The organism is Chitinolyticbacter albus (genome assembly GCF_024437655.1).
GTDB lineage: Bacteria > Pseudomonadota > Gammaproteobacteria > Burkholderiales > Chitinibacteraceae > Chitinolyticbacter > Chitinolyticbacter albus.
This window is the reverse complement of record NZ_JANBVF010000005.1, coordinates 67,662-93,445: the sequence shown is the minus strand read 5'-3', so window position 1 is coordinate 93,445 and position 25,784 is coordinate 67,662. Positions and strand designations below refer to the sequence as shown.

Below are 25,784 nucleotides of genomic sequence, written 5' to 3'. Positions count from 1 at the left end.
CGCCAACTACGAGGGCTAAGATTATCGTCCGGGATGCAACAGCTAGCACCATTGCCCCGCTGATGAGTGAAATCGCCAAGGCCTACGAGAAAAGCCATCCAGGCGTTCGCATCGAAGTACAGGCCGGCGGCAGTTCGCGCGGCGTCCTCGACGTGCGCCAAGGAACTGCTGGCATCGGGATGGTCTCGCGTGAACTCAAGCCGGATGAAGCAGACCTGAAGCACGTGATGATCGCGCAGGACGGTGTCGGCATGATCGTGCATAAGAACAACGCGATCCAGCACTTCACCAAGCAACAGGTCATCGACATCTACGGCGGCAAGATCACCAACTGGAAGCAACTGGGCGGTGACGACACGCCAATCACGGTGGTGAGCAAGGCCGAAGGCCGCTCGACGCTGGAGATCTTCAGCCACTTCTTTGGGGTCAAATATAAGGACATCAAGGCTCACGTCGTGATCGGCGACAACCAGCAAGGCATTCAGGCGGTGGCTGGCTCCCCGGCAGCAATCGGCTATGTCTCGATCGGCACCGCGGAATACGAAGCCCAACACGGTGCAGCCATCAAACTGGTTCCCGTCGACAACCAAGTGCCGACCACTGCTGCGGTCGCGGCCGGCGAATATGCGATCCGGCGCCCGTTGAATCTCGTGTTCAAGGAGCCGCTCACCGCCACCGCGAAGGATCTCGTGCAGTTTGCGCAGTCCCCAGATGCAAGCGAGCTGGTGAAGAAGCAGTTCTTCGTCCCGATTGCCAAGTAAACCGGACGGTCGCGTGCAATGAGCGCAATACTGGAGCCGCCGTTTCCCCCGGCATCGATGTCACGGCAAGCCGCGCGTTTACAGGTGATGGCGTTCTGGACCGTGATGGCGTGTTTGGCGATCGCAGGCACATTGATCGTGCTGTTGATCGCTGGCTTTCTCGTTCGCGAGTCCTGGCCCTTGATCAGTGAGGCCGGTCCACTGCGGTTTCTGACCGATGCCGGCTGGTGGCCCCGCGACGGCAGCTTCAACATGTCGCCGATGATTCTGGCCAGTCTCCTGCTCACCCTCGGAGCGCTGGTCATCGCGACACCCTTGAGCCTGGTATTCGCGACATTCACCTGTTTCGTGGCGCCACCATGGCTCGCGAACGGCATGCGCGTATTGGTGGAGGCCAGTGCAGCAGTGCCAACCGTCGTCTACGGTCTGTGGGGCATCACGGTCATCGTCCCGCTGGTGAACCAGATTTCCCCACCCGGCTCCAGCCTGCTTGCCGGGATGATCGTCGTCGCCGTGATGATCTTTCCGACCATCGCGATGCTATCGCGGTCCGCGCTGCAAACCGTACCGCCCGGATATGCACAGGCAGCGTCCGCGCTCGGGGTCTCTAACGCTCAGACGGTGCTTCGCATCGTGCTGCCCGCGGCAAAGCACGGCATCGTGTCAGCGATGATTCTGGGGGCTGCGCGCGCCATCGGCGAGACGATGGTGGTGCTCATGGTGTGCGGCAACATTGTCCAGGTACCCAAATCACTGTTCGAGCCGGTCCGCACCCTGACTGCAAACATCGCGCTGGAAATGCCCTATGCGATGGGTGATCACCGGGCCTCGCTGTTCGTTGCCGGCCTGGTGATGCTGATCCTGGTCAGCGCACTGGTCGCGCTCGGAGAATGGGTCGGCGCGACTGGCCAGCGGAGTGCGCCATGAACACGCTCGGCTCCAGCCTACCCTATCCACGCGATCGCCTCTGGAATGGCTTTCTGTGGGTCGGGTCGCTGTTGGTAGTTGCGGTCCTGCTCTGGCCACTGCTGATCGTGGTGCTGGAAGGGAGCCATGCGCTCTCGCTCGAGTTCTTCACGCAAAGCCCTAGCGATGCAGGCCGCAGCGGGGGGATCCTGCCCATCCTGGTTTCGACCCTGGCCATCGTCTCGGTCAGCTTGGCTGCCGCGCTGCCGCTGGCCTTTGCCATCGCGGTGATGCTCACCGAGGTGTGCCGACCGGATGGCTGGATCGCTACGTCGATGCGATGCAGCTTGGATGTTCTGGCCGGCGTGCCTTCCGTGGTCTTCGGCCTATTCGGGCTCAGCCTGTTTTGTCGTCAGCTCGGCATGGGCTACTCGATTGCAGCCGGCGGCTTGACGCTGGCCTGCATGATCCTGCCAACGCTTGCTCGTGCCCTGACCACGGCGCTTGAAGCAGCCGGCGAACAGCATCGGGTGTCGGGTGCCGCGCTTGGGCTTTCACAGCCGGCCGTGCTGTGGAGCGTGACCGTGCCGGTGGCACTGCCTGGCATCTGCGCAGGCCTGATCCTGGCAATGACGCGAGCGCTGGCCGAAACCGCGGTGCTGCTTTTCACTAGCGGCTACTCGGACCGGATGCCGGAGTCGATCATGGATTCCGGCCGCAGCATCTCGATCCACATCTATGACCTCTCCACCAACGTACCTGGCGGCATGCAAAACGCCTACGGATCAGCGCTGGCGCTGTTGCTTATGCTCACCGTCCTCAGCGTGTCGGTTCACTGGGCTACGCGCTGGATGCACAAACACATGACTGGCGCTTCCCAGCGTTGAATCTAGGATTTCGATGACACACTCCACCTTACTGGCAACGCCACCACTTGTTGCGCGCCCATATGCAGCGGCGCAATCGATCGCGGATAGCCGGCCTTCGTCCGGGCATATCGAGTTCGACGATATCTCGGTGCGCTACGGCAACAACAAGGTCGTGGAATCGGTATGCCTCAAGGTGCCACGCAATTCGGTCACCGCCATGATCGGCCCTTCCGGCTGCGGCAAATCCAGCATGCTCTACACCGTCAATCGTCTGTGTGATCTGATCCCCGGTTGCTGTGTGACCGGGTCGGTCGAGTTCAGCTGGCTGGATAACGAGCAGATGCGCAAGGACGCAATCCTGCTGCGCCGGCAAGTTGGCATGCTGTTCCAGCGACCCAATCCGTTTCCGTTTTCAATCTGGAAGAACCTCGAATTTGCGCTGAAGCAGCATGGCATTCGCGCCAAGGCCGATGTCAACGAGCGGATCGAATCTGCATTGCAGGAAGTGGGTTTGTGGGACGAGGTGAAGGACCGACTTTCAGCATCGGCTTTTTCGCTGTCGGGCGGCCAGCAGCAACGGCTGTGCTTAGCCCGAGCACTGGTACTTCAGCCCGCCGTTTTGCTCATGGATGAGCCCTGCAGCGCCCTCGATCCGATTTCCACGCAGAAGATCGAAGATCTGATCCTGCGCCTATCGCGGACCCGCACCATCCTCTTGGTCACTCACAGCCTGGGCCAAGCCCGGCGAGTCGCGAGTCAGGTCGCCATGTTCTGGAAACTGGATGGTGTGGGCCGACTGATCGAATGTGGAAGTGCGCTTGACCTCTTTGATCAGCCCAGGCACGACCTGACCAAGTCCTATCTGGCCTACGCCTGAGCAGCGGAAAACCGCTCTGCCACATGTCAGTCGATGTGTCGCTGCAGCGCTTCTAGGTTGGCGCGCGTCGCGGCTCTTCGCTCTTCCCGTTCCTTGAAGCGGGCTAGTGCCCGGTCAATTTTCCTATCCATTGCGGCTTCGCTGTCGATGTCGTACTTGCGAAGGTTCGCCAATGCAACCGTGGCTCCCACGATCGTGGTTGCCGCAGCCCAGGCGACAGGCTTGGCGAATAGAGTTAGCCACGCTTCGTAGTTCGGGCCTTCGAGCAAGGCGCCATAACCCAGGATCAGCACTATTTCGTTCGCCAATACCAGCAGGGTGCCCGTCAGCAACGCCATCGTGGCGAGTCTGCCGGCGTATTGCAGACAAGCCGCCAATTGCCGCAGCACAGAGGCTGAAAAGCGAATTGGTGTACCGGCGATAAACAGACCACGCCGCATCAGCGCATCCGTTTTGTGCCCCAAATGGTCTTCTTTCCACCAAGCGTATGCCAGCAAAGATAGCGTCAGCAGCAGCGCAATCCCCATTAGAAATGTCAGAAATTGCATCAATGCGTTCCCCCCTAAGACTGCGCTTTCAATGCCGTCCCAATTTCTCGCGCTTGACGATAGTACATCGCTTCCATTGAGCGCCAAGGCGCCCCTTTCTATCATCAGCTTGAACAATCGCGGCATTTTGCTCGCAGCCCAAGATGGTCACTTCCAGATGCACACGCAATGAACGACATCACACACACCCCAGAGCTTTCTGTTCCCGCACGCGACACTAGCTCGAATACCTCCCGCCTTTTGGAGCGCTACGTCACCTGGGTCGTGAATCACAGGAAATGGGTGATCGGATTCGTAGTACTGCTGACAGTTTTCTTCGGCCTGTTTGCCGCCAAGCAGCAGGTGGTCATCAACCCGGCTGCCGTGGTGCCCCAAAGCCATCCCTACATCAAGGCCACCAACGCCATCGAGAAGATCTTCGGCTCGAAGTACTTGGTGGTCATCGGAGTGACACCCAAGCAGGGTGATGCACTGCAGCCTGCCGTGCTCGATGCGGTTCGCCGGATCACCGACCAGCTCTATGCCTCTCCCACGGTGAGCAAGCAAACACTGTTGAGCCTGACGTCGCGCCAGGCCAAGAGCATTCGGGGCAATGCGGATGGCTTCGAAGCCAAACCGCTCGTCGATGCCGGCAATGTAGGGCGGGTTGATCGGGCCGCGCTCAAGCAAGCGATCGAAGCTAATCCCATTTATCGCGACACCGTCGTCTCGCATGACTGGCGTACCGCGACGATCATGCTCGAGCTCAAGGAGAACCCGAATGGGTTCGGCGCCATGCTCGCCGATGTGCACAAGATCCTTGGCCAGGAAAAGCAGGCGGGCCTGCAGGTATCGGTCAGCGGCAACCCGGTCTTCCTGCATCAGGCGGAGATCTTTGCCGAGCGTATCAACTGGCTGTTCCCCATCGCGGTATTGGTGATCGGGTTGTTGCACTTTGAAGCCTTCCGCACCCGGCAAGGCCTGATCCTGCCGCTGGTAACGGCCCTGCTGTCGGTCGTATGGGGCGTGGGTGTGATGGGGCTGATGCGTATCCCGATGGACATCTTCAATTCGCCGACGCCGATCCTGATTCTCGCCGTCGCCGCGGGGCACGCGGTCCAGCTATTGAAGCGGTACTACGAGCGCTTCATCGAACTGGTCGACAATCAGCACATTGAGCCGGTACTGGCCAACCGATTGGCAACAATCCAATCGCTGGTCGCGGTAGGCCCTGTTCTGGTGATTGCAGGTGGCGTTGCAGCGCTGGGATTCTTCTCGCTGGTGGTGTTCGAGGTCGAAACCGTGCGGGCCTTCGGCATCTTCACGGGGATCGGGATACTCACCGCAGTCATTCTCGAATTCACATTCACACCGGCGGTTCGTGCGAGCCTGCGCCCGCCATCTGCGGATCAGATTCGCACTGAGAGCCGCGTTCGCTTCTGGGATCGCCTCAGTGCAGGCATCGCACAGTCGGTGATGGCGCCAGGTGGTCGCAAGGCCATCCTGATTGGCACGGCGCTTCTGGTCGCGATCGCGATCGCGGGCTGGTCTAGGGTGCAGATCGACAATGCCAGCAAGACGTTCTTTTCTCCCGGTCTGCCCATCCAGCACGATGATCAGCAGCTCAACCGGCAGACCGGCGGGACCAATGTGCTCTACCTGATGGTCGATACCGGCCGAGAGGATGGCATCAAGGATCCCAAGGTTCTGGCCGCCATGCATGCACTTCAGCTCGAAGCAGCCAAGCGCGCCTACGTCGGCAAGACGCTGTCGATCTACGACTTCCTGCAGCGCATGCATGAAGCAGCCTCAGGCGAGAGCAAGACGGCTGGCCCGTTGCCTGCGGATCAGAATCTGATCGCGCAATACTTGTTCCTCTACTCGATGTCGGGCGACCCCGAGGACTTCTCCGCCCACGTCGACTATGGCTACCAACGCGCAAAGATCTCCGTCATGTTGCGCACCAACAGCAACGCGGAAATCGATCAGTTGGTCCGCGACCTGAAGCGCGAAGCCGGCAAGCAGTTCCCCCGCGGTGTCACCGTTTCGTTTGGTGGCGAGGTCGCACAGACGCTCGCGGTCACCGACGTGATGGTGCACAGCAAGCTACTCAACATCGTGCAGATCCTGGCGGTGATCTTCGCGGTCTCGGCCATCGCGTTCAGGTCGTTCATTGCTGGTGCACTGGTCCTGGCTCCGCTGCTGGTCGTGCTGGCTCTGGTGTTTGGCGTGATGGGTTACTTCGGCGTGCCGCTCAACATCCCGAACTCGTTGATCTCGGCCATGGCCGTTGGCATTGGTGCGGACTACGCCATCTACCTCATCTACCGGATCTCCGAGTATGTCTCCCAGGGGCAATCGCTCAACGCGGCCGTGAATCACGCGATCAAGACCGCCGGCAAGGCCTGCCTTTTCGTCGCCACGGCCGTCGCCGGCGGGTATGCCGTGCTCCTGTTCTCATACGACTACAAGGTCCATATGTGGCTCTCTTCCTTCATCGTGTTGGCGATGCTGGCCAGCGTCCTCACCGCGCTGACACTGATCCCCAGCGCGATCCTGATCTTCAAGCCGAAATTCGTACTGGAACGTCGCTCTGGTGACCGTGGCGCGATCCTGTTGATCATCCTGGCCACCATCGGCTTCCTGACCTATTCGCAAATGGCTTGGTCCGCACCGAATGCAGCAGAGATCATGGAGCGTAGTGCAGCGGCGACCCGATTCAGCACGTCGAAATCAGCTGCGGAGTTCGTGTTGGAGAGCAAGGACGGGGGCAAGCGGACGCGCAAAGCCAACATGACCTCCAAGTTGCAGGACAACGGCACGGACACGATGCGACTCGTCCGGTTTGAAGCGCCTGCAGACATCAAAGGGACATCCACCCTTCTGATCGAAAAGAGCGCTGCGGATGACGATATGTGGGTCTACCTGCCCGCGATGAAGCGCGTACGCCGCCTGGTGGCCTCCAACAAGAAGGACAGCTTCATCGGCACCGACTTCAGCTACGGCGATGTGATGGGGCACAAGGTCGGCGACTGGAAACACACCCTTCTGTCCGAGCAGACCAAGGACGGCGTTGGCTACTTCATCATCGAGTCCGTTCCTGCCAGTGAAGCGACGCGGACGGATTCCGGGTACGGCAAACGCGTCTCGTGGGTGCGCAAGGACAACTGGGTGGCTGCACTGGTCGAAACCCAGGACACCGGTGGCCAGCCCTACAAGCGCTTCGTGTTCTCGGACATCCAGAAGGTGGATAACGCGAACAACAAGTGGCAGCCCATGAAAGCGGTGGGATCGAATCTGCAGAGCGGGCACACCACCACCATCACCTTCGCGAGCTTCAAGGTGGGCGAGCCGGTTGCAGATACCACCTTCTCGGCGAACAGCCTCGCGACCAACTAGATGATCAGGCCGTTCAACAAGCACCGGTTGGCGCCGGTGTGTGCGGTGTTGTCGATGTGGGGCTCGACCCTGGTGCATGCCGAGCCGATCGATATCAGTGGCGAAGTGGCAGCGGGGGTATGGTCCTCCACCAGGATGCTGGATGACCGGACCGGCATTGGCGTGCTGCGCGGCGATCTGCAGCTCGATTGGCAAGCCACTGAATCCCTCCAGCTGCATGCAGACCTCTGGGCGCTCTCGGCGCCGGAAAGGCTGGACCACAAGCGAGAAGACGCGGGCATCAACGAGCTGTATCTGCGTCTTGGCCAAGCGCCGTGCGCACCCGTACTAGGCAAGCGACTGGTGCTCTGGGGTAGAGCCGATGCGATCAATCCCACCGACCAGATTTCACCGCGCAACTTCCGGCGATTGACGCCCGACGACGACGAGCAACGCGCCGGGAATTGGGGCCTGCATCTGGATTGCCAAATCGGTCCGGGAAAACTGCAGCTGCACTGGATGGCCCAGCGTGAGCTCAATCAGGTGCCGCTTCGCGAGCAGCCTGGCGTCGTCGTATCGGATGAGCACCCAGACCCCATCTCAAGCTTTGCGGCAAAGTACGACGTCCTGGGGGAAGCAGCGGATTGGTCGATTGGATATGTTCGCGGCAATGACTTGTATCCCACCCTCGCGGTGAGCGCGATGACCCAACAAGGGCTCGTCCTGTCGCAGGATGCCACGCGGTTTCAGATGCTCGGGGCGGACGTCGCCTTCGTTCGCGGTGACGTCGCCTACCGCGCCGAATTCGCTTGGGTCACCTATGACCAGGACGCCTCGCCACTGGCTGCTTGGCGCCGGCCCTATGTGTCGGGCGTAGCCGGCGGGGAATGGGCCTTGGGTGATCGGGAAACCGTCGGCCTGCAGCTGTTCTGGAAACACTTGCATGGCGGTATCCCTACCCACCCGAATCCCGTCCAGCAATCGCTACAAGCTGCACAAGGCTTGATCAGCAACGAGCTGGATGATGACCAGTACGGCGTCACCGTCCGATACGCCAAGTCATTCCTCGACTCGAGGGCTGACCTGGACCTATTCGCCGTGTGGTCACAGCCCAACGAAGACTGGATGCTACGAGGGCGCCTCAGCTACGCCTATTCGGATCACATCCGCTTGCGAACCGGATTTGACGTCTTCCGTGGCCCTCGTCAGTCCTATCTCGGCAATCTTCGGCAAAACTCACTGCTTTACCTTGAGACGTCCTACATGTGGTGATGGCTCGACGTCCCCCCAAGTCTGAGTGACCAGGGATTCTTGAAACCTTCACAGTAGCCTCGCAGATCCACTCGCTTTGCCAGACTATTGGTAATCAGGTCGGAGCAGCTAGGTGGTCACACACGCAGGCAAGGGTAAGAACCCCTCGTTTGCCACAGTTAGTGATCACTTCCGACTCGCCCCTGCAGATATCGCCAATAAGCAAAGGCATGACAGTCCTCCAAAGGCACCCGTCAATAGCGCGGCACTGCTTCCAAAGCTGTCCAACGCATAACCCATCAACGGTGGCGCAAAGGCTTGACCAATTCGAGCAGGGGCCATGATCCAGCCAAGCCGGGCACCATAGCCCTCCGCGCCAAAGAGCGCGAGCGGGACGGTGCCCTTGGCGATGGTCATCACCCCATTGCCCATGCCGTGCAGGATTGCGAAAAGAAAAACTGCGGGCGAGCCAAGACTTAGCAACAGCAGCACTCCCACCGGATGGGCTGCCGCCGCAACCCGAGCGGATACCAAGGCGTGGTAGCGCCGTAGCCATCCAAATTCGGCGACGCGGCCGAGAACCTGAAATGGCCCCACGAGCGACGCTGCGGCCAAAGCAATCCCGACACTCGCGCCCGAGAGCTGCAATAGCCTTGGGAGGTGAGTCGCCATGGCCGTGGCAATGAACCAGGCGAATCCGAAGGCAATGGCAACTAGGACCATCGCCTTGAACGCCCCCTGCGCGGGCGGGTTGCTTTCCTGATCTGGGCTCTGCGGTGAACTGGCTGCAGTGCTGATTTTCGGGAGGGAAAGATTCAGCGGCAGCCCAATCAGGAGATGAATTGCCGCCCAAGTGAAGCAAGCAACCCGCCAGTCGAACTGATGCGTGAGCAGGCTGGTCAGTGGCCAGCCAACAGTGCTGGCAAGACCCGCGATCAAGGTGATGCCGGTAATGGCTTTTCTGGCGCCAGAGCCGTACATGAACACCAGCGTGGAAAACGCGGCCTCATAAAGACCGAGGCCCATCGCCGCGCCCAGTACCACCCACGCTGCAATCAGGGAAAGCATGCCTTGGCTCAAGCCCAGCAGGGTGAGGCCTACTGCAAGCAAGACGCTGGAACACACCAGGACGGAGCGGCCGCCGGTTCGATCAATCCAGTGACCGACCTTGGGGCCCATCAATCCGGAAAGCAGAAGCGCACCGGAGAAGGCCAGGAAAACCTGGGCGCTCGATAATCCGAGCTCGGACCCCTGCGCTTCAGCCAGGACGGCAGGCAGATAGTAGGTAGATGCCCAGGCCAGTGTTTGCGCACTGCCAAGCGTTGCGATCACTCGAGTCGTATTGGAAGACTGTGCCTGGTGAGCGCTGAGCATGAGTCAGATATGTGGATGGAGGCCTTCAAGCACCTGTTTCAACGGGAAGCGTCGAATCGGCCGCCCACTCACTGTAGCCCTGATAGTAGACGCCAACCTGCTCGAATCCAGCTGCGGTAGCGACTAGGCCGGCGAACGAACCGCGGCCACCGGAGCCACAGTGCGTGGTGATCTCTTGGGCAGGATCAAAACCTGCAGCGCAGAGAATCGCCCGCAGTGCTCCCGGCGGTTTGATAAGGCCCGCGTCGTCGAAGAATTGTCGGTGGTCCACATTGATGCCGCCAGGAATATGCCCGCCCCTGGCATAGCTGTCCGCTTTGCTACCGTCGAATTCCGCCGGCGTGCGGGCATCCCAGATTCGTGCAGTTCCCGAGCCGACTTTGAGGGACAGCGCCGTCTTTTCGACCAGATGGGCCTTGGCCGGTGGCGAAAGGTCGAGCGGATCACTGTGCCCAGAGGCGGCGAACAGGGCGGGTGCACCACCGTTCACGACCACGGCCGTAATGCCAAAGAGCTGCAAGATGAACCAAGCCCTGGCGGCTTCAGTCATCGAGCCATCGTCATACACCACGATCGGTTCCGGGCCGTCCAGGCCAAGGCCAGTGAGCTCAACGTCCCAAGGGCCTTGGCGATTCAAGCCTGTGGTCGAGTTCTTTGCTCGGTCCCGCCAAGAACGAGGCTCAAGATGGATCGCGCCAGGTACGTGTGACTCGTCGTACTGCGCTTGGACGCGAACATCAAGGAACCGTGCTTTCGGAATTGCCTGGGCTTGTGCAACAGAAACGATCGGGGACGTCATGAAATGCTCCTTTGCTGGGTTGCACGCGGTGCGGTTCAGCTTTCGTTCACGCGCTTTTTTCGTACCAACCCTTGCTGGCGTTGACGACCTTCACCACCAGCAACATCACCGGCACTTCGATCAATACACCGACCACCGTGGCCAGCGCGGCGCCGGATTCGAAGCCGAATAACGCGATGGCAGCGGCGACTGCGAGCTCGAAGAAGTTCGACGCGCCTATCAATGCCGAAGGGCAGGCAACACTATGCTTTTCGCCCACTCGCCGGTTCAGCCAGTACGCCAACGCCGAGTTGAAGAACACCTGAATCAGGATCGGCACCGCCAACAGCAGGATCACCAGCGGCTGCTTCAGAATGGCTTCACCTTGAAAGGCGAACAGCAACACCAAAGTGAGCAGCAGCGCAGCGATGGACCACGGCCCAATCGCAGCGAGCGCCGCATCGAATGCAGCTTGGCCGCGCGCCAGCAAAGCCTTGCGGATGAGCTGCGCCAGGATGACCGGCACGACGATGTACAGCACAACCGAGGTCAACAACGTATCCCACGGCACCGTGATGCTGGAGACGCCCAGCAGGAAGGCCACGAGCGGGGCGAAGGCAAACACCATGATCAGGTCGTTCAACGCCACTTGCGACAGCGTGAAGTACGGATCGCCACCGGTGAGCCGGCTCCAGACAAAGACCATCGCAGTGCAGGGGGCAGCGGCCAGGAGGATCAAGCCCGCAACATAGCTGTCGATTTGGGCCGCGGGCAGCATTGGCGCAAATAGCTCACGGATGAACAGCCAGGCCAGAAATGCCATGGAGAATGGCTTGACCAGCCAGTTCACCGCCAAGGTCACCGCGATGCCACGCGAATGCGCCTTCACCTGATGCAATGCGCCGAAATCGATACGCAGCAACATCGGGATGATCATTACCCAGATCAGCAGCCCGACCGGCAGGTTGACCTTGGCAACTTCCAGCGCGCCAAGTGCGTGGAATGCCTGCGGAAACAGCTGACCCAACAGTACGCCAACCACGATGCAGCTCGCCACCCAGGCAGTGAGGTAGCGTTCGAAAAAGCTCATCCCCCCTGCGGCCTGGGGCGCAGGTTCACATGCGGTGGACATGTCCACGACTCCGTTTTCCAAGTTGGCGCGACCGTGCATGCGGCTCCAGGACGATGACGATCATTCCACCGTCGTCTCGCCGATCTCGCGGACCAGCTGCTTCAGCGCATCGCCCTGCAGTTGCTCCGCAGGCGCCTGGACCAACAGTTCGGTCCGCTTGCGAATCTGCTGGAAGATCTTCTCGAACGACGCACGCAATGCTTCGTCCGTTTCGCCATGCGGGTCTTCGTAACCCCAGTGCGCGGTGGTCGGGTGACCCGGCCAGATCGGACATACCTCGTTCTTCGCGTTGCCACACACGGTCACCACAATGTCCATGTGCGGCGCATCCGCGCCTTCAAACACGTCCCACGACTTGGAATACAGCGAACTGGTGTCGTAGCCGATGCCATCGAGCTGCGCGATCGCATGCGGATTGACGCGGCCGCTGGGGTGGCTGCCGGCGCTGAAGGCCTTGAAGCGGCCCTCACCCAGCACGTTGAGCCAACCCTCAGACATTACGCTGCGAGCAGAATTGGCAGTACACAGGAACAGCACATTGAGAACAGGATTACTCATGGGGTCTCTCAGGGTTAGCAGCAGCCGCTACCGGGTGCGCAGCTGTTTTTCGGGGTGATGTTGAGGGTTTGCAGTGTGGGCTTCGGCGGCGCACAGCAAGCGCTTTCGCCCTCTTCCTTGGCGCGATTGAAGGTGGGAATGGCGCCCAGCGTGTGATAGCTCTCCCAGGCGATACCGGATGGATCGATGACCCAGTGCTTGTCCGATTCGGCGTAGCAACAGGCCGTTCCCGGTTCGCTCAGCACGCTGAGATCAGCCGCCTCGAGTTGCGCTTGCAATGCGGCGAGCTCGTCGTCGCTATCGACCTGGAAACCAAGGTGATCGACCCCGGCTGGCCTGCCGCGCTGCGAGATAGCGAAGTTGATGCGTGGATCCTCAAGCATCCACTTGGCGTAGTCCGTTTTCTGCACCGTAGGCTGAGTGTTGAACATCGCGGAGTAGAACCGGATACTGTCGTCGAGCTGGTCAACAGAGACGTGAATATGGAAGCGCTTCATGGCTAAGCTCCTAAGTCAGTTGCATTTGCCAGCGCAGCTGGCGAGTTCGTCCTCTGCTTCGCAAGGCGTGCCCGCGCAGCAGTTTTCGGTGAGAAAACCCAGTAACTCGTTCATGGCGGCGTAGTTGGCCGAATAGAAGATGAAGCGACTTTCCTGCCGAGCCAGAACCAGCTGGGCATGCGCCATCTCCTTTAAGTGGAAGGACAGTGTGGCAGGGGCAACTCCCAGTGTTTCGCCGATGCGGCCAACAGCCATGCCCTCCGGGCCGGCGGTAATGAGCAGACGAAAGATCGAGAGGCGGGTGTCCTGCGCCAGCGCGGCAAGACGTGTGACAGCGGCTTTGTTTTCCATGATTCTATTTTTATAGAAATATAGATTGCAGGTCAAGCGTCTCGTGCCACTTGGCAAGCGACCACCGCTGCTTCAAGAAGCGATTAACAACGGCTCGAGTAGATCAGACCTCGTCCCGAAAAAACCGTAGCGCTGATTAAATAGAGCTTATCTGGCAACTTTGAGCCCATCTGGGCACGAGATTTGTCATGAAGAAATCGAAGTTCACCGAAGAGCAGATCGCGTTTGCACTGCGCCAGGCCGAGTCGGGTACGACGGTGGCAGAGGCCTGCCGCAACATGGGGATGAGCGAGGCGACCTTCTGCAACTGGAAGAAGGCTGTCGCTGGATGATGCGCGTGACAAAATCGAACGATCGCGCCAGGATTACCACGGATTCAGGCCGCATAGTGCGCTGGGCGACCTGACCCCGAGCGAGTTCCGGCTCGCCCACCTTGAAGCCGGAATTCTCTTGCTTCGACCGCTCGGCTAGTCGGGAGGAGGTCAAATCGCGCAAGGTATCGATGTGTTCGAAGGCGGTGCGCAGGGCGAACACAAGCTGGCGCGCGGCTTCGCCCCAGTCCTCACCCGTTCCACGCACTGGCTGGCGCATCCCGGCTTCGCCGACGCGGTTGAGCGCTTTCTTGCCCATGCGCGCGAACTGGTAGGCAGCTACCGTGACGAACTGGAAATGCACACCCCCCTTTCGTCGCCCAGGCACCGCGCCCCCCTTTGAACGGCGGCGGCTGGGACTGTCTTAGGAGCCTTGCCATGGTCCCCATCCGAGCGCTGCTTTACTGGCTGGCCACACCGCTGGCACTGGCGGCGATCACGCTGGCCGGATGCAACGCCGAAGTCGGCATCATCGTGGTCAATAATCCCCATCCCACACCCACCCCAACGCTACAGCCATTGCACTGGATTCCCGCACCCGGCACCAGTTGGCAGTGGCAACTGGACGGTAGCATCGATACCACGCTGGACGTTGCCGTCTACGATCTGGATCTGTTCGATACGCCGGCCCAGCTCGTCTCCCAGCTCAAGGCGCGCGGCAAGCGGGTGATCTGCTACCTGAACGCCGGTGCCTGGGAGAACTGGCGCAGCGACCGCAACGCCTTTCCCGCCGCCGCGCTCGGCAATGACTACGCCGGCTGGACCGGCGAGCGCTGGCTGGATATCCGGCGCATCGACGCGTTGGCGCCCATCATGCGTGCCCGACTCGACCTGTGCCGCGACAAGGGTTTCGACGGCGTGGAGCCCGACAATATCGAGGGCTACACCCACCACACCGGCTTCCCGCTGACGCGCGCCGACCAGCTGGCGTACAACCGCTGGCTGGCGATCGAGGCGCATGCGCGCGGTCTGTCCATCGGCCAGAAGAATGCGCCCACGCTCACCGCAGAGCTCGTGGCGCACTACGACTGGGCGATCACCGAGGACTGCGCGTATTACGACTGGTGTGCCGACCTCAAGCCGTACACCGACGCCGGCAAGGCCGTGTTCATGGCCGAATATACCGATCTCACCGGCGACACCAGCCAGTTCTGCCCTGAAGCAGCGCAGCTGAAGTTCTCCGGCATCCTCAAGCGGCGCGAGCTCGACGCGTGGCGTGTGGCCTGCCCCTAGCTCAGCGCGCCGGCGGCCACCAGACCGCCAGCCAGACCGTCTGCTCGCCGGTGTAGGTCACGCGGTGGCGACGATGTGGCGCGATCAACACGCAATCGCCCGGCACCAGCGAGCGATCGTCCGCCTCGTCTTCGAACCGCAGGCCCGCCGCCCCCGCCAGCAGCAGCACCCACTCGTATTCGGCCTGGTCATACCACTGCCCCTGCGGCGTGATCTGGCCATTGGACACAATGCGCTCGATACGCACCTCGCCGCTGCGTACGAGCTCGGTGTAGACCTCGTCGGGCAGCGCCTGTGGCAAGGCATGCAGCAGATTGACGGTCATGGCGCCTCCTGCGACTCCACGGTGATCGGCCAGCAAACCTGCATCACCGGCTGCTCCGATGATGTATTCAGCCAGTACTCGCGCGGCGGGCCCGCGCGGGTCTGACGCTTCTCGTCGATCCAGTCGCAGACTGCCTCGTACGCCGAAAGGATCGCCGGAAACCGGGCCTGCTCGTCGCGCACGTCGATGGTGACCAGCCGGCATGCCGGCAGCTCGCGCAGCACCACATCACCAGTCGGCAGGCTGCCGGGCCGAGCCGGAACACAGATTTCGATCGGCCCCCGTTGTTCGCTATTGACCGGGCCATGGTAGACGCCAAACGGCACGTCCTGCCCGGGGCAGCCATAGCCTTGCAAGACGGAGAGCCCGTCGCGGATTGCGGTATCGAGGCCGGCGATGTCGACGTGACGCGTGACGGACGCCACCACGAGCGCGGGGCTATGCCGGACCGTGATCGGATTGAACATGGGGTATTGCTCCTTTTGCAGTTGGGCGAGATAAGCCTGCGCAATCCACCCAAGCTTGCGCTCAGCCTGCGCGTGGTCACCGACATGCCGGCGAATTTCGCGAGCCAGCGCATCGGCCCCCAATTCGAGCAGCGGCGGCAACTGGGCGTAGCCTATCCCCAACGCGCGTAGCTGACGTATTCGCTCGGCCCGCGGCAATTGCGTTGCGCTGTAGTAGCGATAGCCGTTGGCCGCATCGACGCGCGCCGGAACCAGCAGCCCTGCCTCGGCGTAGAGCCGCAGCGCCTTGATGGATAGCCCGGATCGGCTCGAGAACCGGCCTATGGGGATCAGTGTGGAAGTACGCATGGGGAGCACGTTAAAGTCTGCCGCAATGGGAGAGTCAAGCCTGCGGCGCCGGCCGCTGTATTCGCCGTCCTCGCCCAGTGCCACGATGCTGCCGAAGCACACCCGGGCAGCGACCATGATCGAAGGGATCAACACCATCCATGCCCAGATCGGCCACGCCACCGCTGGCTTTCGCGACGATACCTGATCCTGGCCATGCCGCGCTCGGCTACAGCCCAGGTCGTGGTCGACGGTGAAAACGCGCAGCGGCCCGAATACCAACAGCAGCACGACACGCCCTGTTTCGGCGGACTCGCCGGCAGTACGGTGTCGCTGTTTGCGGCAGCGCCCGAGTCGCGCGCGTCTCCCGTCGCATCACCGTGAAAGCACGTCTACCTCGAAATTAGGCTGCGTCACATACTTGTATTACAAGGTACCTTGTTTTATCTTGTTAACGTCACTTGCAGCGCCGCACCATGAAAACCCAATTGAAGAAAGGCACGCTCGACATGTGCGTGCTGGCCGTACTCGCCAAGGGTGATAGCTATGCCTACCAGCTGGTCACCCAGCTGAGCACCGGCATGGACATCAGCGAAGGCACCATCTACCCGCTGATGCGCAGGCTGCAGCAGGAAGCGTGGGTGGAGACTTATCTGGTCGAATCGGCCAGCGGCCCTTCGCGCAAGTACTACCGGCTCACCACGGCCGGTCACACCGCGCTTGCCGCCATGCGCGACGAGTGGCGCAGTTTCGTCAACGAGGTCGAGGCCGTGGTGTTCGCGCCCGACGCATCCGGAGCATCGTCATGACCCAGCACGAATTCCTGCAACAACTGGCCGCGTCACTGGAGGGGCTACCCGAGACACAACGAGACGACATCCTGGCCGACTACCGCGAGTATTTCAGCGACGGTCTTGCGGCAGGCCGCAGCGAAGCGGACATTGCCACGGCATTGGGAGATCCACGCGAGCTCGGCCGCACCTTGCGCGTAAAGCGATCGCTCGCCGCCTGGGAAACACGTCGCTCGCTGCCCGCCTTGTGGCAGGTGGTGTTGGCCACGGCGAGCCTCGGCGCCGTCAACCTGCTGCTGGCGCTGCCCACGCTGCTCTGGCTGTTGCTGCTCAGCGGCGCCAGCCTGGTGGCCGCGCTGATAGTGGTGCTGGGCTTCGTCATGCTCGGCAGCGCGCTGTTTGGCAACAGCAGCAGTGTGGATGCGGCGCTCGATCGATGGTTCGCTCCCCAAGCCAGGATCGCAGTACGCGATGGCACGGATCGCGTACTGATCCAGCCGGATGCCACCGGGCGCACCTCGGTACTGATCGAATCCGGTGATGACTCGGTTCGGTTCGAAGGGGGAAAGCTGTTGCTGCGCGATGGCGATGAGCAGCTCACGCTGCACAGCTTGGCGCCCAGCCGCACCGGCTCAGCACTGTTCGGTGTGGCCCTGCTGCTGTTGGGCGGCCTGGCGCTCGGCTTGCTGCTCTGGTTGTTGCGGGCCGCCGTGCGCCTGCTGCGCGCCGCCGTGCAGACCCAGCTGCGCACCATGCAGGCGACGCCAGGATGATCATATCCACCTGAATTTTCAGGTTTTTTCGCCAGCAGCCTTTGGCAGCGCCGGGCAAATCTGCGACAATCCGCGATTAGCCTTGCTCATGCCGCCATGAATACCGCTCCGACCGCCCTCTACGATTACGCGCCCGCCCGGCGCGCCCAGCCCGCCCCCTTCCTGCCGATGAGCCTGGATGAGATGACCGCGCTGGGCTGGGACGAGTGCGACGTCATCCTGATCTCGGGCGACTGCTATATCGATCACCCCAGCTTCGGCATGGCGCTGATCGGGCGCCTGCTGGAGGCACAGGGCCTGCGCGTCGGCATCATCGCGCAGCCGGAATGGGACAGCGCCGAGCCCTACAAGGCGCTGGGCCGCCCGCGCCTCTTTTTCGGCATCACCGCCGGCAATATGGATTCGATGATCAACCGCTACACGGCGGATCGCAAACCGCGCTCGGACGACGCGTACACACCGGACGGCGCGGCGGGACGGCGGCCGGACCGCGCGGTGACCATCTATTCGCAGCGCTGCCGCGAGGCGTATCCCGGCGTGCAGATCATGGTTGGTGGCATCGAGGCCAGCCTGCGCCGCATCGCCCAGTACGACTACTGGAGCGACAAGGTGCGCCAGTCCGCGCTGGTCTATGCCAAGGCCGACATCCTGCTGTTCGGCAATGCCGAACGCGCGCTGGTCGAGGTAGCCAACCGCGCCGCCGCCGGCGAGAAACTGCGCGACATCCGCGACGTGCGCGGCACCGCCTTTATGACACCACACGGCTGGATGCCGGCGCGCGACTGGGCTGTGCTCGATTCGACCACCGTCGATACCCCCGGCCGCGTCGAGCCGCACTCCGATCCCTACGCGATGGAAGAGGAGAAACAGGCCAGCGCCAAGGCGGCAATGCCGGAAGGCGCGCAGCCCATCCGCATCATCAGCAAGGCCGAGCGCCTCGCCGCCAAACAGGCCGAACGGCAAAAGATGGTGATCCGGCTGCCGGCCTACGAGGCCGTCGCGCACGATCCGGTGCTGTACGCCCACGCCAGCCGCACGCTGCACCTGGAGGCCAACCCGGGCAATGCACGCGCCATGGTGCAGCTGCACGGCGAGCGCGATGTGTGGCTCAACCCACCACCGATCCCGCTCACCACGCCGGAGATGGATTACGTCTACGGCCTGCAGTACGCCCGCAATCCGCATCCCAGCTACGGCAAGGCGCATATCCCGGCCTGGGAGATGATCCGCTTCTCGATCAACATCATGCGCGGCTGCTTTGGCGGCTGTACCTTCTGCTCGATCACCGAGCACGAGGGCCGCATCATCCAGAGCCGATCGGAAGACTCGATCCTCCAGGAAATCGAGGACATCCGCGACAAGACCGAGGGCTTCAAGGGCCATATCTCGGACCTGGGCGGCCCCACCGCCAATATGTACCGGCTGGCGTGCAAGGATCCGAAGATCGAGCAATCCTGTCGGCGCCTGTCGTGCGTGTACCCGGGCATCTGCGAGAACCTCGATACCGACCACAGCAGCCTGATCCAGCTCTACCGCAAGGCGCGCGCCATTCCCGGCGTGAAGAAGATCACCATCGGCTCCGGCCTCAGGTACGACCTCGCGGTGGAATCACCCGAATACGTGAAGGAGCTGGTCACGCACCACGTGAGCGGCTACCTAAAGATCGCACCGGAACACACCGAGGATGGCCCGCTCTCCAAGATGATGAAGCCGGGCATCGGCAGCTTCGAGCGCTTCAAGCAGATGTTCGAGCACTACAGCCGTCAGGCCGGCAAGCAGCAGTACCTGATCCCCTACTTCATCGCCGCCCACCCCGGCACGACGATGGAAGACATGCTGAACCTGGCGCTGTGGCTGAAGAAGAACAACTTCAAGCCCGACCAGGTGCAGGCCTTCACCCCGACGCCGATGGCCATGGCCACGACCATGTGGCACACGCGGCGCAACCCACTGCGCAAGCTTGCCCGCAGCTCGGAAAAGGTCGAAGTGATCCGCGATGCGCATAGCCGCAAGATCCACAAGGCCTTTTTGCGCTATCACGACCCGGTCAACTGGCCCATTTTGCGCGAGGCACTGGTCGACATGGGCCGCGCCGACCTGATCGGCAACAGCCCCAGCCACCTGATCCCGCCACAGCAACCGGGCGAAAAGCCGGTCGCGGCGCCCCGGCAGGCAGCGCGCAAGCCGATGCCGGCCGCACGCAGCAAGCCGGGCAGCGGCAAACGCCCTGCCGCTGGCAAAAGTCGCGCAGCCGCTGCCGGCAAGCCACGCGGGCGGCGTTGATCCATATCGTCGGCTGACCGCCCGCGTACTGCTTGATTGCAAAACAAAACGCCACCCGAAGGTGGCGTTTTGTTTTGGTGCTAAGCGCAGGGCAGGCTTAGAAATCCATGCCGCCCATGCCACCCATGCCGCCACCACCCGGCATCGCCGGAGCGTCGTCCTTCGGCAGCTCGGCCACCATCGCGTCGGTGGTCAGCAGCAGGCCGGCAACCGATGCTGCGTGTTGCAGCGCCGAGCGGGTCACCTTGGCCGGATCCAGCACGCCGATCTCGACCAGATCACCGTACTCGCCGGTTGCGGCGTTGTAGCCGTAGTTGCCAGTGCCTTCGACGACCTTGTTCACCACGACGCTCGGCTCATCGCCGGCGTTGGCCACGATCTGGCGCAGCGGGGCTTCGATGGCCTTCAGCACGATCTTGATACCGGCGTCCTGATCGGCGTTGGAGCCCTTCAGTTCACCCAGGTTGGCGCGGGCACGCAGCAGGGCAACGCCACCGCCGGCCACGATGCCTTCCTCGACTGCGGCGCGGGTAGCGTGCAGTGCATCTTCGACGCGAGCCTTCTTTTCCTTCATTTCGACTTCGGTCGCGGCACCGACCTTGATCACCGCCACGCCGCCGGCCAGCTTGGCCACGCGCTCTTGCAGCTTTTCCTTGTCGTAGTCGCTGGTCGCTTCTTCGATCTGGCGGCGGATGGTCGCGACGCGGCCCTTGATGGTTTCTTCCTGGCCGTTGCCATCGATTATGGTGGTGTTTTCCTTGGCCACTTCGATGCGCTTGGCTTGGCCAAGCAGATCCAGCGTGGCCTTTTCCAGCGTCAGGCCGACTTCTTCGGCGATCACGGTGCCGCCAGTCAGGATGGCGATGTCTTCCAGCATGGCCTTGCGACGATCGCCAAAGCCCGGAGCCTTGACAGCGACGGTCTTCAGGATGCCACGGATGTTGTTGACCACCAGGGTAGCCAGCGCTTCGCCATCGACGTCTTCAGCGATGATGAGCAGCGGACGGCCCGACTTGGCCACTTGCTCCAGAACCGGCAGCAGATCACGGATGTTGCTGATCTTCTTGTCGAACAGCAGCACGAACGGGTTATCCAGCAGGGCGATTTGCTTGTCCGGATTGTTGATGAAGTACGGGCTCAGGTAGCCACGGTCGAACTGCATACCTTCAACGACGTCGAGCTCGTCTTCCAAACCGGTGCCGTCTTCGATGGTGATCACGCCTTCCTTGCCAACCTTGTCCATCGCTTCGGCGATCTTGGCACCCACGGCTTCATCGCTGTTGGCCGAAATCGAACCGACCTGGGCGATTTCCTTGGAGGTGGTGGTCGGCTTGGCGATCTTCTTCAGCTCGGCAACCAGGGCGATCACGGCCTTGTCGATACCGCGCTTCAGGTCGGTCGGGTTGAAACCGGCGGCCACGTACTTCAGGCCTTCGTTGACGATACCTTGCGCCAGCACGGTGGCGGTGGTGGTGCCGTCACCGGCGATGTCGGAAGTCTTGGAAGCGACTTCCTTCACCAGCTGCGCGCCCATGTTCTCGAACTTGTCCTTCAGTTCGATTTCCTTGGCGACCGACACGCCGTCCTTGGTGATGGTCGGGGCGCCAAAGCTGCGCTCCAGCACCACATTGCGGCCCTTGGGGCCCAGGGTCACCTTGACCGCATCGGCCAGGATGTTGACGCCATTGACCATCTTGGAACGGGCGGAATCGCCGAACTTGACTTCTTTAGCAGCCATTTCATTTACTCCAAATCATTGAATTCTGGGGTCCGGTCCACGATCTGGGACCAGTGGATTGCGCGAGGCATTCAGGTCGAGTGCAAGGCGGCTAGCGAGTATCGACGCAGCCGTACATGAGTACGGTGAGGAGACACGCAGCGACGCCAACGCAGCAATCGGCCTGAAGGCTAAGCGCAATCAGCCTTCGAGCACGCCGAAGATATCTTCTTCGCGCACCACGGTGAGCTCTTCACCGTTGATCTTCACGGTCTGGCCGCTGTACTTGCCGAGGATGACCTTGTCACCCACCTTGACGGCGAGCGGGCGCACCGAACCGTTTTCCAGCAGCTTGCCGGTACCGATCGCAACGACTTCGCCCAGATCCGGCTTTTCGGCCGCGGCACCCGGCAGCACGATGCCCGATGCGGTCTTTTCTTCAGCTTCTACACGCTTGATCACGACGCGGTCGTGCAAGGGACGAATTGCCATCTTTCAAACTCCTGCGAAATAAATGACGCGAAACAGGTGCACTATCCATGGTTGCACTTGCAACAATTTGACGGTTAGCACTCATCGCTAACGAGTGCTAATAATATGGACGCATCGTGACGTTTTCAAGAGCCGATTTGCCAAACACGGCGCACGGCCGGTACGCGCCTGCGGCTGACGCTGGCAAATCCGCCCGTCCGCGCACTTGGTCATCTACAGGAAATTTGCGCTGGCGCAACGCTGCAGCGGATCTGCATAGCCGGCACTTTTTACACGGCAGATCGCTTGCTAAGATCAGCACGTACACCCCGTAGCATGATCGGGGTCTTGGGCCGATAGCTCAGCTGGGAGAGCGCCGCGTTCGCAATGCGGAGGTCGGGAGTTCGATCCTCCTTCGGTCCACCAATCCCCACGCCCCACCGCTGCGCCTTTTAGGGCCGTGTAGCGATCGTGAACAGGCGCTTAGAACTGCGGTGGCGCCTGGCTCATGTCCATGTACACGAGCTCCCAGATATGGCCATCCAGATCTTCGAAAGCGTGGCTGTACATGAAACCGACGTCCTGCAGCGGGCGCGGTATCTTGCCACCGGCTGCCAGCGCCTTGGCCACGAAGCTATCCACTTCCGCGCGGCTGTCGCACGACAGGCAGACCAGCACCTCGGTCGCCTCACGCGCGTCGACCAGTGGCTTGCTGATGAAGGTCTTGAAGAAATCCTCGGCCAGCAACATGACGTAGATGTCGTCCGAGATCACCATGCAGGCGGCCTGCTCGTTGGTGAACTGCGGGTTGTAGCTGAATCCCAGCGCGGCGAAGAAGGCCTGGGTGCGGGGCAGATCGCGTACGGGCAGGTTGACGAAGATCTTGCGGGACATGGCGAACTCCTGAGCGTTGAAGGGGGCTTCGAGTAGCAAGCGGTCAAGTCAATCAGGCAAAAAGTATGCGGGCGCAGTGCCCACCCGCCGAACGGCCGCTTCGGCACGACGCTACCCAAGGGACCGGCGTAGGGGTCTGGGCGTCGCGCGGTCTATGCTGGTGATCGAACCGCCACGAGGAACCCAACCCATGAACCATGACTCCGTGATCGATTATGTCGAACTGCCGGCGCGTAACCTCGTCGCCATCGAGGATTTCTACAACACGGTATTTGGATGGACGTTCACCGATTACGGGCCCGACTACTGCGCGTTCAGCGATGGGCGCCTCTCAGGTGGCTTCTACCGCGCCGATGCCGCCAGCACCACGGCGAACGGTGCCGCGCTGGTGGTGCTGTACACCGAGGAACTGGAGGATGCAGAGCACCGCGTAGCCGAAGCGGGCGGGCGCATCGTGAAGCCCATTTTCTCGTTCCCTGGCGGGCGCCGATTTCATTTTGCCGACCCCAACGGCAACGAACTGGCGGTCTGGTCGCCGATCTAGCGCAAAGCCGGCCTCAGCCGGCATTGCGCTAGATCGGCGTCGGATCAATCCACCAGCCCTTCGAACAGCTTGGTGGAGAGATAACGCTCACCAAACGAAGGGATGATCACTGCGATCAGCTTGCCGGCGTTCTCCGGGCGGCGGGCCACCTGCAGCGCGGCCCAGGTGGCAGCGCCGGACGAGATGCCGCACAGAATGCCTTCCTGCGTCGCCATCGCGCGGGCGGTGGCAAACGCGTCGTCATTGCTCACGCGGATCACTTCGTCGTAGGAGTCGGTGTTGAGCACCGCCGGTATGAAGCCGGCACCGATGCCCTGGATCGGGTGCGGCCCCTTCGCACCACCCGACAGCACCGGGCTGGCATCGGGCTCGATGGCGATCGCCTGGAACGACGGCTTGCGCGCCTTGATCACCTCGGCAACGCCGGTGATGGTGCCGCCGGTACCGACACCCGAGATCAGGATATCGATCTGGCCATCGGTGTCGTTCCACAGCTCCTCCGCCGTGGTCTTGCGGTGGATTTCCGGGTTGGCCGGGTTTTCGAACTGCTGCGGCATGAAGTGGTTGGCATTGCTCTCGACAATAGCCTTGGCCCGGGCGATCGCGCCGCCCATGCCTTCCGGCCCTGGCGTCAATACCAGCTCGGCGCCGTAGCCGCGCAGCAGCGCACGGCGCTCCTTGGACATGGTCTCCGGCATGGTCAGCACCAGTTTGTAGCCGCGCGCCGCACACACCATGGCCAGCCCGATGCCGGTGTTGCCCGAGGTCGGCTCGACCACGGTGGTGTCGGCGTTGATGAGGCCGGCTTCCTCGGCGGCGTCGATCATGCTGACTGCGATCCGGTCTTTCACCGAATGGCTGGGATTCATGTATTCGAGCTTGGCGACCACGGTGGCACCGCAGCCAGCGGTCACCCGGTTGAGCTTGACGAGGGGCGTGTTGCCGATCAGGGCGGTGACATCGTTGGCGATCTTCATGGCAGCAATTCCGTGTAGAGGTTGGACGGCATGAGAAAGATTGTAGCGCCACCCGCGCGGCTCGCTAAAATCGATTGCTCATCAGCTAAGAAGCAAACGCCATGAAGATCTACAAGGTTGGCGGCGCCGTGCGCGACCGCCTGCTGGGCCTGCCGGTGAAGGACACCGACTGGGTGGTGGTCGGCGCCACCGCCGCCGAGATGGAAAGCCAGGGCTACAAGCCGGTCGGCAAGGACTTCCCAGTGTTTTTGCATCCGAAGACGCACGAGGAATACGCACTGGCGCGTACCGAGCGCAAGAGCGGGCGCGGCTACAAGGGCTTTACCGTGTTCGCCGACCCGCAGGTAACGCTGGAAGAAGACCTGGCGCGGCGCGACCTGACCATCAACGCCATGGCGGAGGACGACGCGGGCAATGTGATCGACCCCTACGACGGCCAGACCGACGTCACCGCCCGCCTGCTGCGCCACGTGTCACCGGCCTTTACCGAGGACCCGGTGCGTGTGCTGCGGCTGGCACGCTTTGCCGCGCGTTTCGGTTTCGACGTTGCGCCCGAGACCTTGGAGCTGATGCGGCAGATGGTCGCCGAGGGTGAGGTCGATCACCTGGTGCCCGAGCGGGTGTGGCAGGAAATGGCCAAGGGGCTGATGGAACAGCAACCGAGCCGCATGTTCGCCGTGCTGCGCGAGTGCGGCGCGCTGGCACGTATCGCGCCCGAGGTCGACGCACTATGGGGCGTGCCGCAACGCGCCGACTACCACCCGGAAGTCGATACCGGCGTACACGTGATGCTGGTGCTCGACTACGCCGCACGCCAGGGCTGGCCGTTGGCGACGCGCTACGCCGCGCTGTGCCATGACCTGGGCAAGGCCGTGACGCCCGCCGACGTGCTGCCGCGCCATATCGGCCACGAGGCGGCCGGCGTGCCGCTGGTCGAAGCGCTGTCGCAGCGGCTACGCGCACCGGCCGATTGTCGCGATCTGGCCATCCTCACTTGCCGCGAGCACCTGCTGGTGCACCGCGCGCTCGAACTCAAGCCGAACACGGTGCTGGAACTGTTCCAGCGCGGCGATGCGCTGCGCAAGCCCGAGCGTTTCGACCAGTTTCTCGATGCCTGCCTCGCCGACGCGCGCGGACGTACCGGTTTCGAGCACAGCGACTATCCGCAGGTCGATCACCTGCGCCGGTTGCTGGCCGCGGCGCGTGCGGTCGACGCCGGCGCCGTCGCCAGCCAGTGCACCGACAAGGCACAGATTCCGCTGCGCGTTGCCGATGCACGTCGCGTAGCGATTGCAACCGCCATGGCCGCGCCACAGTAAACCGGTGCCGGGCGAGCCCGCCAATGCGGGCTC

27 protein-coding genes, 1 tRNA gene and 1 pseudogene are annotated in these 25,784 nt (G+C 62.0%); 16 read left to right on the top strand and 13 right to left on the bottom strand.

The features are described 5' to 3' along the window. From NLI84_RS04525 to NLI84_RS04510, 4 genes are all read left to right on the top strand, one after another. Positions 1-761: phosphate ABC transporter substrate-binding protein (locus NLI84_RS04525; RefSeq protein WP_255988466.1), on the top strand; the 761-nt coding region annotated here is incomplete at its 5' end. Between the two features lie 18 nt (positions 762-779). Further along, positions 780-1,688, top strand: coding sequence for a phosphate ABC transporter permease subunit PstC (gene pstC / locus NLI84_RS04520; protein ID WP_255988464.1), 909 nt, complete (start codon positions 780-782; stop codon positions 1,686-1,688). Beyond that, positions 1,685-2,554 carry a phosphate ABC transporter permease PstA gene (pstA, locus tag NLI84_RS04515; protein ID WP_255988462.1) on the top strand — a complete coding sequence of 290 codons (870 nt, stop codon included), beginning with the start codon at positions 1,685-1,687 and terminating at the stop codon, positions 2,552-2,554. The genes pstC and pstA overlap by 4 nt, the downstream gene beginning before the upstream one ends. A 13-nt stretch (positions 2,555-2,567) precedes the next feature. Further along, positions 2,568-3,413, top strand: coding sequence for a phosphate ABC transporter ATP-binding protein (locus NLI84_RS04510; RefSeq protein ID WP_255988461.1), 846 nt, complete (start codon positions 2,568-2,570; stop codon positions 3,411-3,413). A 26-nt stretch (positions 3,414-3,439) separates the two neighbouring features. On the opposite strand, the gene NLI84_RS04505 is transcribed toward NLI84_RS04510, so the two are convergent. Continuing rightward, positions 3,440-4,078, bottom strand: a complete 639-nt coding sequence (locus NLI84_RS04505; protein ID WP_255988460.1) for a hypothetical protein — start codon at positions 4,076-4,078, stop codon at positions 3,440-3,442. Positions 4,079-4,129: 51 nt separating this feature from the next. Between NLI84_RS04505 and NLI84_RS04500 the strand changes: the two genes are divergently transcribed. Both NLI84_RS04500 and NLI84_RS04495 read left to right on the top strand, forming a co-directional pair. Next, the gene (locus tag NLI84_RS04500) at positions 4,130-7,339 is read left to right on the top strand and encodes an outer membrane lipoprotein-sorting protein (RefSeq protein WP_255988459.1); all 3,210 of its coding nucleotides are present in this window, start codon (positions 4,130-4,132) and stop codon (positions 7,337-7,339) included. After that, on the top strand, positions 7,340-8,590 hold the full coding sequence (locus tag NLI84_RS04495; RefSeq protein WP_255988458.1) for a hypothetical protein: 1,251 nt from the start codon (positions 7,340-7,342) through the stop codon (positions 8,588-8,590). 165 nt (positions 8,591-8,755) lie between these two features. Here the strand turns inward: NLI84_RS04495 and NLI84_RS04490 are convergent, their stop codons facing one another. The 6 genes from NLI84_RS04490 to NLI84_RS04465 are packed head-to-tail and all read right to left on the bottom strand — an operon-like array spanning position 8,756 to position 13,259. Further along, entirely contained in the window at positions 8,756-9,943 is a 1,188-nt protein-coding gene (locus NLI84_RS04490) for an MFS transporter (RefSeq protein ID WP_255988455.1), read from the bottom strand. A 25-nt stretch (positions 9,944-9,968) separates the two neighbouring features. Next, positions 9,969-10,742 carry a sulfurtransferase gene (locus NLI84_RS04485; RefSeq protein ID WP_255988454.1) on the bottom strand — a complete coding sequence of 258 codons (774 nt, stop codon included), beginning with the start codon at positions 10,740-10,742 and terminating at the stop codon, positions 9,969-9,971. Positions 10,743-10,788: 46 nt separating this feature from the next. After that, complete coding sequence (arsB, locus tag NLI84_RS04480) at positions 10,789-11,853, bottom strand: ACR3 family arsenite efflux transporter (RefSeq protein WP_255988452.1); 1,065 nt, start codon at positions 11,851-11,853, stop codon at positions 10,789-10,791. Between the two features lie 60 nt (positions 11,854-11,913). Beyond that, positions 11,914-12,411, bottom strand: a complete 498-nt coding sequence (locus NLI84_RS04475) for an arsenate reductase ArsC (RefSeq protein ID WP_255988451.1) — start codon at positions 12,409-12,411, stop codon at positions 11,914-11,916. Between the two features lie 14 nt (positions 12,412-12,425). Next, a complete protein-coding gene (locus NLI84_RS04470) occupies positions 12,426-12,908 on the bottom strand; it encodes an ArsI/CadI family heavy metal resistance metalloenzyme (RefSeq protein WP_255988449.1) in 483 nt (160 codons plus the stop codon). Between the two features lie 15 nt (positions 12,909-12,923). Further along, complete coding sequence (locus tag NLI84_RS04465) at positions 12,924-13,259, bottom strand: ArsR/SmtB family transcription factor (protein ID WP_255988447.1); 336 nt, start codon at positions 13,257-13,259, stop codon at positions 12,924-12,926. A 188-nt stretch (positions 13,260-13,447) separates the two neighbouring features. Between NLI84_RS04465 and NLI84_RS04460 the strand changes: the two are divergent. From NLI84_RS04460 to NLI84_RS04450, 4 genes and pseudogenes are all read left to right on the top strand, one after another. Then, positions 13,448-13,588 (top strand): annotated as a pseudogene (locus NLI84_RS04460) (transposase); the annotation flags it as partial. Continuing rightward, positions 13,578-13,730, top strand: coding sequence for an integrase core domain-containing protein (locus NLI84_RS19225; protein WP_373316883.1), 153 nt, complete (start codon positions 13,578-13,580; stop codon positions 13,728-13,730). The pseudogene NLI84_RS04460 and the gene NLI84_RS19225, both read left to right, overlap by 11 nt. 15 nt (positions 13,731-13,745) lie before the next feature. Beyond that, a complete protein-coding gene (locus NLI84_RS04455) occupies positions 13,746-13,973 on the top strand; it encodes a peptidogalycan biosysnthesis protein (protein WP_308445817.1) in 228 nt (75 codons plus the stop codon). Positions 13,974-14,008: 35 nt separating this feature from the next. Continuing rightward, entirely contained in the window at positions 14,009-14,863 is an 855-nt protein-coding gene (locus NLI84_RS04450) for an endo alpha-1,4 polygalactosaminidase (RefSeq protein ID WP_255988446.1), read from the top strand. 1 nt (position 14,864) lies between these two features. On the opposite strand, the gene NLI84_RS04445 is transcribed toward NLI84_RS04450, so the two are convergent. Beyond that, entirely contained in the window at positions 14,865-15,188 is a 324-nt protein-coding gene (locus NLI84_RS04445; protein ID WP_255988445.1) for a cupin domain-containing protein, read from the bottom strand. Then, positions 15,185-16,003 (bottom strand): MerR family transcriptional regulator, encoded by an 819-nt coding sequence (locus NLI84_RS04440; protein WP_255988443.1) that lies wholly within the window; start codon positions 16,001-16,003, stop codon positions 15,185-15,187. The genes NLI84_RS04445 and NLI84_RS04440 overlap by 4 nt, the downstream gene beginning before the upstream one ends. Positions 16,004-16,458: 455 nt before the next feature. Here NLI84_RS04440 and NLI84_RS04435 point away from each other — a divergent pair, with 455 nt between their 5' ends. From NLI84_RS04435 to NLI84_RS04425, 3 genes are all read left to right on the top strand, one after another. After that, the gene (locus tag NLI84_RS04435) at positions 16,459-16,791 is read left to right on the top strand and encodes a PadR family transcriptional regulator (RefSeq protein WP_255988442.1); all 333 of its coding nucleotides are present in this window, start codon (positions 16,459-16,461) and stop codon (positions 16,789-16,791) included. Further along, complete coding sequence (locus NLI84_RS04430; RefSeq protein ID WP_255988440.1) at positions 16,788-17,546, top strand: DUF1700 domain-containing protein; 759 nt, start codon at positions 16,788-16,790, stop codon at positions 17,544-17,546. Before NLI84_RS04435 ends, NLI84_RS04430 begins: the two co-directional genes overlap by 4 nt. Before the next feature lie 96 nt (positions 17,547-17,642). Continuing rightward, positions 17,643-19,829 carry a YgiQ family radical SAM protein gene (locus tag NLI84_RS04425; protein ID WP_255988439.1) on the top strand — a complete coding sequence of 729 codons (2,187 nt, stop codon included), beginning with the start codon at positions 17,643-17,645 and terminating at the stop codon, positions 19,827-19,829. A 97-nt stretch (positions 19,830-19,926) separates the two neighbouring features. On the opposite strand, the gene groL is transcribed toward NLI84_RS04425, so the two are convergent. Beyond that, on the bottom strand, positions 19,927-21,567 hold the full coding sequence (gene groL, locus NLI84_RS04420; RefSeq protein WP_255988437.1) for a chaperonin GroEL: 1,641 nt from the start codon (positions 21,565-21,567) through the stop codon (positions 19,927-19,929). 180 nt (positions 21,568-21,747) lie between these two features. Beyond that, on the bottom strand, positions 21,748-22,038 hold the full coding sequence (locus NLI84_RS04415) for a co-chaperone GroES (RefSeq protein ID WP_255988434.1): 291 nt from the start codon (positions 22,036-22,038) through the stop codon (positions 21,748-21,750). Positions 22,039-22,367: 329 nt separating this feature from the next. Between NLI84_RS04415 and NLI84_RS04410 the strand changes: the two genes are divergently transcribed. After that, positions 22,368-22,443: transfer RNA gene (locus NLI84_RS04410), tRNA-Ala, on the top strand. 57 nt (positions 22,444-22,500) lie between these two features. Here NLI84_RS04410 and NLI84_RS04405 read toward each other — a convergent pair. After that, positions 22,501-22,911 (bottom strand): VOC family protein, encoded by a 411-nt coding sequence (locus tag NLI84_RS04405; RefSeq protein WP_255988432.1) that lies wholly within the window; start codon positions 22,909-22,911, stop codon positions 22,501-22,503. Positions 22,912-23,101: 190 nt separating this feature from the next. Between NLI84_RS04405 and NLI84_RS04400 the strand changes: the two genes are divergently transcribed. Continuing rightward, the gene (locus tag NLI84_RS04400) at positions 23,102-23,455 is read left to right on the top strand and encodes a VOC family protein (protein WP_255988431.1); all 354 of its coding nucleotides are present in this window, start codon (positions 23,102-23,104) and stop codon (positions 23,453-23,455) included. Between the two features lie 44 nt (positions 23,456-23,499). On the opposite strand, the gene cysK is transcribed toward NLI84_RS04400, so the two are convergent. Continuing rightward, the gene (gene cysK / locus NLI84_RS04395; protein WP_255988429.1) at positions 23,500-24,432 is read right to left on the bottom strand and encodes a cysteine synthase A; all 933 of its coding nucleotides are present in this window, start codon (positions 24,430-24,432) and stop codon (positions 23,500-23,502) included. Positions 24,433-24,533: 101 nt separating this feature from the next. On the opposite strand from cysK, the gene NLI84_RS04390 reads away from it, so the two are divergent. Beyond that, complete coding sequence (locus tag NLI84_RS04390; RefSeq protein WP_255988428.1) at positions 24,534-25,751, top strand: multifunctional CCA addition/repair protein; 1,218 nt, start codon at positions 24,534-24,536, stop codon at positions 25,749-25,751. Positions 25,752-25,784 lie beyond the last annotated feature (33 nt).